This window comes from Sphingomonas sp., from assembly GCF_019749955.1.
GTDB lineage: Bacteria > Pseudomonadota > Alphaproteobacteria > Sphingomonadales > Sphingomonadaceae > Sphingomonas.
The window spans coordinates 1-8,456 of sequence record NZ_JAIEPC010000049.1 but is presented as its reverse complement, the minus strand read 5'-3'; the positions used below and the strand labels follow the sequence as shown (position 1 = coordinate 8,456).

At 66.6% G+C, this 8,456-nt stretch carries 8 protein-coding genes; 6 read left to right on the top strand and 2 right to left on the bottom strand.

Going from position 1 to position 8,456, the window contains the following annotated elements; genetic code table 11:
* The 5 genes from K2W81_RS10875 to K2W81_RS10855 form a co-directional block, all read left to right on the top strand.
* On the top strand, positions 1-848 hold an 848-nt coding region (locus K2W81_RS10875; protein ID WP_294104199.1), incomplete at its 5' end, for an AI-2E family transporter.
* On the top strand, positions 845-1,477 hold the full coding sequence (gene maiA, locus K2W81_RS10870; protein ID WP_294104197.1) for a maleylacetoacetate isomerase: 633 nt from the start codon (positions 845-847) through the stop codon (positions 1,475-1,477). The genes K2W81_RS10875 and maiA, both read left to right, overlap by 4 nt.
* 75 nt (positions 1,478-1,552) lie before the next feature.
* Positions 1,553-2,518, top strand: a complete 966-nt coding sequence (locus K2W81_RS10865; protein ID WP_294104195.1) for a hypothetical protein — start codon at positions 1,553-1,555, stop codon at positions 2,516-2,518.
* On the top strand, positions 2,518-3,048 hold the full coding sequence (locus K2W81_RS10860; protein ID WP_294104193.1) for a DUF2141 domain-containing protein: 531 nt from the start codon (positions 2,518-2,520) through the stop codon (positions 3,046-3,048). Before K2W81_RS10865 ends, K2W81_RS10860 begins: the two co-directional genes overlap by 1 nt.
* 9 nt (positions 3,049-3,057) lie before the next feature.
* Positions 3,058-4,233, top strand: coding sequence for a glycosyltransferase (locus K2W81_RS10855; RefSeq protein ID WP_294104191.1), 1,176 nt, complete (start codon positions 3,058-3,060; stop codon positions 4,231-4,233).
* 133 nt (positions 4,234-4,366) lie between these two features.
* Here the strand turns inward: K2W81_RS10855 and K2W81_RS10850 are convergent, their stop codons facing one another.
* Positions 4,367-5,818, bottom strand: a complete 1,452-nt coding sequence (locus K2W81_RS10850) for a DUF2029 domain-containing protein (RefSeq protein WP_294104189.1) — start codon at positions 5,816-5,818, stop codon at positions 4,367-4,369.
* 57 nt (positions 5,819-5,875) lie between these two features.
* Between K2W81_RS10850 and K2W81_RS10845 the strand changes: the two genes are divergently transcribed.
* Entirely contained in the window at positions 5,876-7,501 is a 1,626-nt protein-coding gene (locus K2W81_RS10845) for an alkaline phosphatase D family protein (RefSeq protein WP_294104187.1), read from the top strand.
* 132 nt (positions 7,502-7,633) lie between these two features.
* On the opposite strand, the gene ubiG is transcribed toward K2W81_RS10845, so the two are convergent.
* Positions 7,634-8,359 carry a bifunctional 2-polyprenyl-6-hydroxyphenol methylase/3-demethylubiquinol 3-O-methyltransferase UbiG gene (gene ubiG, locus K2W81_RS10840; protein ID WP_294104186.1) on the bottom strand — a complete coding sequence of 242 codons (726 nt, stop codon included), beginning with the start codon at positions 8,357-8,359 and terminating at the stop codon, positions 7,634-7,636.
* Between the last annotated feature and the right edge of the window lie 97 nt (positions 8,360-8,456).

Genomic DNA, 8,456 nt, shown 5'->3' with positions numbered 1-8,456 from the left:
TGCCGATCGCGCGCGGCTGGCGGCTGATGATCGTCGTGCTGCTGACGATCGCGTTCATCGCCGTTGTGGTGTTCATGACCGGCGTTCAGGTCGCCGATCAGTTTGCGCAACTGCGTGTGACGCTGGCCGTGCAGGCTGACCGGCTGATCGCCTGGGCCGCCGAACATGGCATGATGCCGGGGCGGGCCGATGTGAACGGGCTTGTCCAGCAAGCGATGGGATCGTTCGGGCGGCTGACGTCGTTCGTCGGGACGGCGGTTGGCGCCGCCGCGAGCCTGCTAATGGTCCTGGTGATCGGCCTGTTCGTGGCGATGGAGCCGCGGCTGTACGAACGCGGGCTCGAATGGCTGGTGCCGTCGGATATGCGTGCCGAATGGGCGATCACGATGGACCGGATGGCACACACGATGCGCCGCCTGCTGGCCGGGCGGCTGCTCGGGATGCTGGTCGAAGGCATTTTGATCTGGCTGATGCTGTGGTTTGGCGGCGTGCCGATGGCGCTGTTGCTGGGCATATTGGCGGGGATGCTGGCGTTCATTCCCAACATCGGCGCGATCATCACCGGCGTGCTGATGGTTGCCGTGGGTTTCAGTGCGGGGGTCAACACCGGATACTGGGCGATCCTGACCTATTTCGTCGTGCAGAATTTCGACGGCTATGTTGTCATCCCGATGGTCGCCAAGCGCACCGTCGACATGCCCCCGGCGCTGACCCTGTCGTCGCAGATTCTGGCGAGCACCTTGTTCGGCGTGCTCGGGCTGGCGCTGGCTGATCCGATGGTCGCGATGATCAAGGTTGCGCTCGAACGCGGCTCCGAACGCGCGCTTGATGAAGAAGCGGCGGCGTGAAGCTGCGGCTGTTCGATTACTGGCGGTCGTCGGCGAGCTACCGCGTGCGGCTCGCGCTCGCGCTGAAGGGCGTCGCCTATGAACGGGTCGCCGTCAATCTGGTCGCCGCCGAGCAGCTCGATGCCGCGAACCGCGCGCGTAACCCGCAAGGACAAGTGCCGACGCTTGAAGTTGACGGCGTGCCGATCATCCAGAGCCTTGCGATCATCGACTGGATCGATGCGACCTACCCCAATCCTCGCCTGATCCCGACCGACCCATTTCAACGGGCCCGCGCGCTGGCGCAGGCGCTGGTGATTGCCGCTGACACCCACCCGATCGATAACATGCGCGTGCTCAAGCGGCTCGGCACGCAGTTCGGGGCCGATCAGGCGGCGAAGGACGACTGGTATCGCCACTGGATCGCGACCGGCTTTGCCGCGCTCGAAGCGATGGCTGGCGATAGGAAATTTCTGGGCGGCGACGCGCCGAACATCGCCGACCTGTGCCTGGTGCCGCAGATGTACAATGCGCGCCGCTTTGCGCTGCCGCTGGAGCCTTATCCCCGGCTGGTCGCGATCGATGCGGCGTTGGCGGCGATCCCGGCGCTGGGCGCGGCGCACCCTGATGCGGTGAAGCCCGCCGGTTGAAGCCGACACCCACCCACCCCAGATAGCGGCGCGCGGCACCCAATCGCTGCCGTTTTTGCGCCGCAAGTCTTGGGCATGGCGCGTTTTCGCCTGTTGAGGGCGTCGCCCGTCGAGGATCAAGCGTCGATGCCCGTGCCGATTGCCGAACCGATCACGGCAACAACGCCGCCCGATGCCATCATTGCGCCCGAGCCGCCGAGCCGCTGGTCGCTCGTCGCCGGGACGCTCATCACCTTGGCGATGCTGCTCGGCATATCGCGCGCATTGTTCGGCGGCGGGCTGGCCGGGCTGAGCGGCGCGATCCCCCGCGATCCGATGTTCTACCTGATGTCGGTCGCGTTGTATCTCACCGTGCCGCTGGGCGACTACATCATCTTCCGCCGTCTGTGGCAGATCCCGCCCGAGGGCTTCATCGCCCTCGTCAAAAAGGGCATCGCGAACGAAGTCGTGCTTGGGTATGCGGGCGAGGCCTATTTCTACGCCTGGGCGCGGTCACGAACGCGGATGGTTGCGGCGCCCTTTGGTGCGGTGAAGGATGTCAGCATCTTGTCGGCGGTTGCCGGTAATGCCGCCACCTTGCTGCTGGTGCTGCTGGCGCTGCCCTTCGCTTATGGCGCGCTGCCGCCCGCGATTGCGCACTCGGTCGGGATATCGGTGCTGGTGGTGATCGCCGCCTCGCTACCGTTCCTGATCTTTTCGAAGCGCGTCTTTTCGCTGCCGCGGTCGACGCTGTGGTGGGTGTTTGGCGTGCACAGCGCCAGGCTGCTGGGGGCGGCGCTGTTGATCGCGCTGGTGTGGCATTTCGGGCGGCCCGATGTGCCGATCGGCAGCCTGACGCTGCTGTCCGCTGGACGGATGCTCGTCGGGCGGCTGCCTTTGGTGCCGAACAAAGACCTTCTTTTCGCCAATTTTGCGATCCTGTTCGTAGGGCAAAGCGCCGGACTGTCGAGCCTGGTCGCGGTGACGGCGGCGTTCACGCTGCTCCTTCACCTGGTCCTGATCGTCGTGTTCGGCCTGTATTCGCTGGTTAGGAAAAACTGATGGTTCGTTTCGCGTTTGTCGCCCCGCTGTTGGCCTTGGGCTTGATGGCGGCGCCGCTGGAGGCGCGTGGCCACCCGACGATCGGCAGCGATGCTGGTGCGTGCGATGCCAATGACGGTCCCGCGATTCGCGCGACGATCACGGGGCTGAAGGACCGCACGGGTCGGCTGAAACTCGAACTCTATCCCGCGACCGCGACCGACTTCCTGCGCGACGACCGCGATCTGATCAAGGAAGGCAAGGTTTTCCGCCGTGTCTGGGTCGAAACGCCTGCCGCCGGGCCGGTCGAAATCTGCATCCGTGTGCCGCATGCCGGTGCCTATGGCCTGTTCTTCACGCACGACCGCGATGGCAAGAACAAGTTCAACTTCTGGACCGATGGCGGCGGGATCACGAGCAATACGCGCATCGGCGCGAGCAAGCCCAAGATCGGCGCATCGACGGTCGAAGCAGGGCCGGGGATCACCTCCATCACGATCAAGGCGCAATATCTGCGCGGCCTGAGCGGCCTGTCGCCGTCGAAGGAATAGCCTGCCGCGATGCGGATCGTCGACGTCAACGAATTCTACTCGCCGACCGGCGGCGGCGTGCGCACCTATGTCGACCGCAAAATGGCGGTGATGGCCGAAATGGGGCACGAGCTGATCGTGATTGCTCCCGGTCGTCGCGATTGGGTCGATGATCGCCCCGGCGGCCGGATCATTTACGTCAAGGCGCCGGGCATGCCGTTCGACGCCAATTACGGGCTGTTCTGGGATTCAGCGCCTGTGCATGCCTTGCTCGACGCGCTTGCACCCGATGTGGTCGAAGCGTCGTCGCCGTGGCGGCCGGCGTGGATCGTTGGCAAGTGGCACGGGGCTGCGCCGCGCGTGTTCTTCATGCACAACGACAATGTTGCTGCCTATCCAATGCGCTGGTTCGAACGCTTCGCCAGCCCGGAGCGGATCGAGCGCAGCTTTGCCTGGTATAGCCGCTATATGTCGCGCTTCCTCGCGCATTATGACGCGGTGCTGACCAATGGCCCTGCGCTCCAGAAGCGGCTGAACGCGCGCGGCGTGCGGGTCGATGCCGCGATGCCGCTGGGGATCGAGCGCGCGCATTTCTCGCCGGACTTGCGCGATGCGGGGCTGCGGGCCGAGCTACTGGCCGATTGCGGGCTGGGGCCGGACGCGCATCTGTTGCTCGGGATCGGGCGGCATCACCCCGAAAAGCGCTGGCCGTTGGTGATCGAAGCCGTCAAGCGCGCCAGCCGGTCACGACCGATTGGCCTCACGCTGATCGGTGACGGCTATGAACGCCGCCGGATCGAACGGCTGATTGCCGATGCGCCGTATATCCGGTTGCAAAAGCCGGTCTATGACCGCGCGCGGCTGGCCGCCATCATGGCAAGCAGCGATGCGCTGATCCACGCCTCCGAAGCCGAGCCGTTCGGGCTGGTTGCGTCCGAAGCGATGGCGTCGGGGCTGCCGCTGATCGTGCCCGACACTGGTGGTTGCGCCGAAGTCGCCGACCGCCACTGCGCCGAACTTTATCGCGCGCGCGATGCCGCGTCGGCGGCCGAGGCGATCGGGCGACTGTTCGATCGCGATGCCGCCTTGCTCCGGCGCGCTGCTATCGTCGCGGCGGCGCGGGTGCGCACCGATGTCGAGCATGTCCGCGATCTGATGGCCTATTACGAAGCGTTGGTCGCGCGGGGTCAGCGCGTGGCTGCGTGACGCGGGCTGCCGTGAGGCAAGCGCGCACTCAACCCCGTTAGTGTCGAGCGAAGTCGAGACAGGGGTGGTGTCGCCTGCGGCCTGTTTCTCGACTGCGCTCGAAACGAACGGGGTAGTGAAAAGTGATCAGTGACTAGCGCGGCGGCAGGTAGAGCGTCAGCCGCCCGCCGGGAAACTCGATCCGCCGCCAGTGACGGGCGCGGGCATAGGCGATAAGGGGGGCGTCGTCGCTGGCTTCACCCGCCGTCCATGCGCCTTCGCCGCCGACGAGGATCGCGTTGAGCGGCGCGGCGCCCTCGAGCCGATTGCGCGAGACGAGGTGGAAGCGGCGTTCGTGCGCGGCATCGAGCAGCGCGAGACTGCGGAAGTAGAAGGGCCCGGCCGCGAAGCGCGGGTCGATGTCGAGTCGCGCTGCAGGCAGCAACTGCGGCGACAAGGTTGCAACCGGCCCCGATCCGCCAGCAGCGATGAAGGCAGTCCGCAGCGCGGCGCCCTGATCGAGCGCGACCGCCATTGGCACCCCGCGCGTCGCCTTGATCACCGCCTCTACCGAGGGCGCCAGCCCGCCGATCGCGAAGATGACCGCTGCGATTCGTGCGCCGCGTCCCGGCGGCACGCGCTGCCACACCAGCGCCAGCCGGATGAACAGCGGCGGCAGGATCGGCAGCAGATATTGCCGCCACGTGGGTTCGGGGAGCAGCGCGGCGATCAACCCCGCAACGATCAGCACATCGAGCAGGCGCTCGATTCGCTCGCGGCCGGGGAAGCGGGCGGCGATCACCAGCGCCATCAGGGCCGGGCCGAGTGCGAGGAACTTGAGCGTGTCGAGCGCCTTGCCGGTGAGGCTCAGCTTGCCCGGCATGCCCTGCGCCAGATACCATTCGGCGGGGGCCTTGGCGGGGAAAGTGAAGACGCCGAAGATGAAGGCGTCGGGCGCCTGCGCATAGACCCAGGCGAGCCACAGCCCGACCGGCGCAGCGCCGAGCACGAGCAGGCCGGGGCGATGGCGACGATCAGCCAGCGCCCATACACCATAGGCCAGTGCCGGCAGCGCGAACGAGATTTTTGCCGCCGCCGCACCTGCCAGCAACAATCCGGTCAGCAGAGCTTCACTGCTGCTGCCCTGATCTTGCTGCCGCCGCACGATCAGCCAGAGCGCTCCGGCCAGCAACGCTCCCGGCAAGGCGTCGTTACGCGCGACGGCGCTGGTGAACAGGAAGATATCGCAGCACGCCATCAAGCCCACCGCCAGCCCCGCGCGTGGCGCATCGGCACCCGCCGCGCGCGCCGCACCGAAGCATGCCGCCAGCGTCAGTGCCCCCAACAGCGCATTGACCGCGCGCAAAACCGGCCACGCCCAAACCTCGGCCAGCGCGGCAACCGGCGCGAGCAGCATCGGCTGGAGCGGGGTCTGGAGATAGGCGAAGTCGCGATAGGGCAGGCCCCGCGCCGAGAGCAGCGCGGCGGCGACATATTGGCTTTCGTCGTGGTCAATCGGGCGCAGCATCGCGAGTGCGAGGAGCAGCGCGACGGCGGCCACCCCGACAAGGTAGCGCCCGCGATTGTCGATCGCCTTGACTGTCACGAACCAGCCATATCGAAGGAGCAGTAGCGCATCACATCACGCCGACAGGGGAAAGCCATGACCATCAGGATTGATCGCCGCTCGTTCATCATGACGGGCACGCTGGGCCTCGGCGCCTTCGCCGTCCCGGGCTTTGCCCAAAGCCCGACTGTGTCGGCCGCACGCGGGTTCACCCATGCGGTCGCCAGTGGCGAGCCGATGGCCGACTCGATGCTGCTGTGGACGCGCTATGTGCCCGTGGGCGGCGACACCGCCGAGTTGCGCGTCGACCTGTCGGAAACCCCCGACTTCGTCAAGGTCGCGGGATCGGGCGTGCAGATCACCGGGCCGTGGCGCGACTGGACCGCGAAGATTACGGTCGGGGGGCTGAAGCCTGCGACGGTCTATTACTACCGCTTCGTCGCGCCCGACGGCAGCTTCTCGCCCGTCGGGCGGACCAAGACGCTGCCGGCTGGACCAACGAAGTCGTTCAGGGCGGCGATCTTCTCCTGTTCGAACCTGCCGTTCGGCTATTTCAATGCCTATGCGCATGCGGCGGCGCGGAGCGACATCGACCTCGCCATCCATCTCGGCGACTATTTCTACGAATATCAGACTGGCGATTACCCGGCGGCGAAGGATGCCGTCCCCGGGCGCGTGCCCGAGCCTGCGACCGAATTGCTGCATATCGCCGATTATCGCCTCCGCTACGCCAGCTACCGCGCCGACCCCGATTTGCAGAAGCTGCACCAGTTGGTGCCGATGATCGTCCAGTGGGACGATCATGAATCGGCGAACGATAGCTGGGAAGGCGGCGCGCAGAACCACCAGAGCGAGGAAGGCGACTGGAACGCCCGCCGCGCCGCAGCGATTCAGGTGTATCGCGAATGGATGCCGATCTCCGACGAGCCATGGAAGGCTTATGACATCGGTACGCTCGCGACGCTGTTCCGCACCGAAACGCGGCTGCTCGGTCGCACCAAGCAGCCCGAGATCGCGCCGCTGTTCAAAAGCCTCAACATCCCCAAGGCGCTCGCCGAATTCCGCGACGGCAAATGGATGGACCCGGCAGCGACGATGATGGGGTCGCAGCAGGAGGATTGGCTGGCGCACGCCCTGCGCGCGTCGGTGAAGGCCGGGCAGCGCTGGCAGGTGGTCGGCTTCGGCACGATCATGGGGAATACGGTGATGCCCGAAGCGGCGGCGGGCTGGATCGCCCCCGACGCACCGCAGCGCTCGCGCAACTATGTGCTCGCGGGGATTGCGGCGGCCAAGGTCGGGCTGCCGCTTAATTACGATAGCTGGGGCGGCTACCCAGCGGCGCGCGCGCGGTTCCTGCGGACGGCGCAGGGCGCTGGCGCCAATCTGGTCGTGATCTCGGGCGACAGCCACAATGGCTGGGCCTATGATCTGAAGCAGGACGGCAAGGCGGCGGGGGTCGAGTTCGCCGGGCACGGCGTGACCTCGCCGGGCTATGAAAGCGCGATCGGTATCGATCCGAAAACGGTCGCGGCGGCGCTGGTGGGCGCCAATCCAGAGCTCAAATGGTCCGACACCTCGCGGCGCGGTTACATGGCGCTGACGATCACGCCCGAGCGGGTGAGCAACGACTGGATTTTCGTCGACACGATCAAGGCGAAGTCGGCGGCGGCGAGCGTGGGGCATACGGCGGTGGTGAGCCGGGGACGCAATGTGATGGCGTGATGGGATAACGCTGAGTCCAAGCCACCTGCCGTCACCCCGGCCTTGTGCCGGGGCCCACCGTGCCGCTGGCGAAACCGCTTGTGGGACGGTGGGCCCCGGCACAAGGCCGGGGTGACGTGTGGAGAATAAGGCTCAGCCGAACCGCGCCGCCGTGACGAAATAGTCGAGGCTCTCATCGTCGCTGATGGTGAAGCCCTTGAGCGGCGAGAAGCTCAACCCGCGCGTTTCAACCACCTCCAACCCGGCATCCTCGATCAGCGCGGTCAGTTCGTCGGGCTTCAGGAACTGGCCCCAGTCGTGGGTGCCGCGCGGGATTTGGCCGATCCCTTCGGCGAGCGTCACCAGCGCGAGCTGCGACAGCATCGTCCGGTTCGGCGTCGACAGGATCAGCAAGCCGCCGGGCGCCAGCGCCGCCGCCAGACCCGCGACGAAGGCGGCGGGATCGGTGACGTGCTCGATCACTTCGAGGCTGGTGACGAGATCGAAGGTCTCGCCCGCCAGATCCTCGACCGACCCCGTGCGGTAATCGATGTCGAGCCCCGAGAGCGCGGCGTGTGCCTTCGCCGCTTCGATATTCTCGGGCGCCGCGTCGAGCCCGGTAACGGTCGCGCCCAGCCGCGCCAAAGGCTCGCACAGCAGTCCGGCCCCGCACCCCACATCGAGCGCGCGCTTGCCCGCGAGCGGGGTGAAGCCGCTCGCATCCTCGCCCCAATGCGCATCGATCCGCTCGCGCAAATAGCCCAGCCGCACCGGATTGAGCCGGTGGAGCATCGCCGATGAGCCCTTCGGATTCCACCAATCGGCGGCAAGCTTGCCGAAATGCGCTGCCTCTTCCGGGTTGATCGTCGTATCGGTCATGCGCATCCCTGCCTTGAGCAAACTTGCCTTTGCGGCGCCCCGCCAGTAACAGCCCGCGCTTCAAAGCTCAAAGGACGCGTGTACCGTCGATGGCCCG

Excerpts from the sequence above, each read along its gene's own strand:
- K2W81_RS10865 (WP_294104195.1), top strand. The coding sequence starts at position 1,553 with ATGGCGCGTTTTCGCCTGTTGAGGGCGTCGCCCGTCGAGGATCAAGCG.
- K2W81_RS10860 (WP_294104193.1), top strand. The coding sequence starts at position 2,518 with ATGGTTCGTTTCGCGTTTGTCGCCCCGCTGTTGGCCTTGGGCTTGATG.
- K2W81_RS10855 (WP_294104191.1), top strand. The coding sequence starts at position 3,058 with ATGCGGATCGTCGACGTCAACGAATTCTACTCGCCGACCGGCGGCGGC.
- K2W81_RS10845 (WP_294104187.1), top strand. The coding sequence starts at position 5,876 with ATGACCATCAGGATTGATCGCCGCTCGTTCATCATGACGGGCACGCTG.
- ubiG (WP_294104186.1), bottom strand. The coding sequence starts at position 8,359 with ATGACCGATACGACGATCAACCCGGAAGAGGCAGCGCATTTCGGCAAG.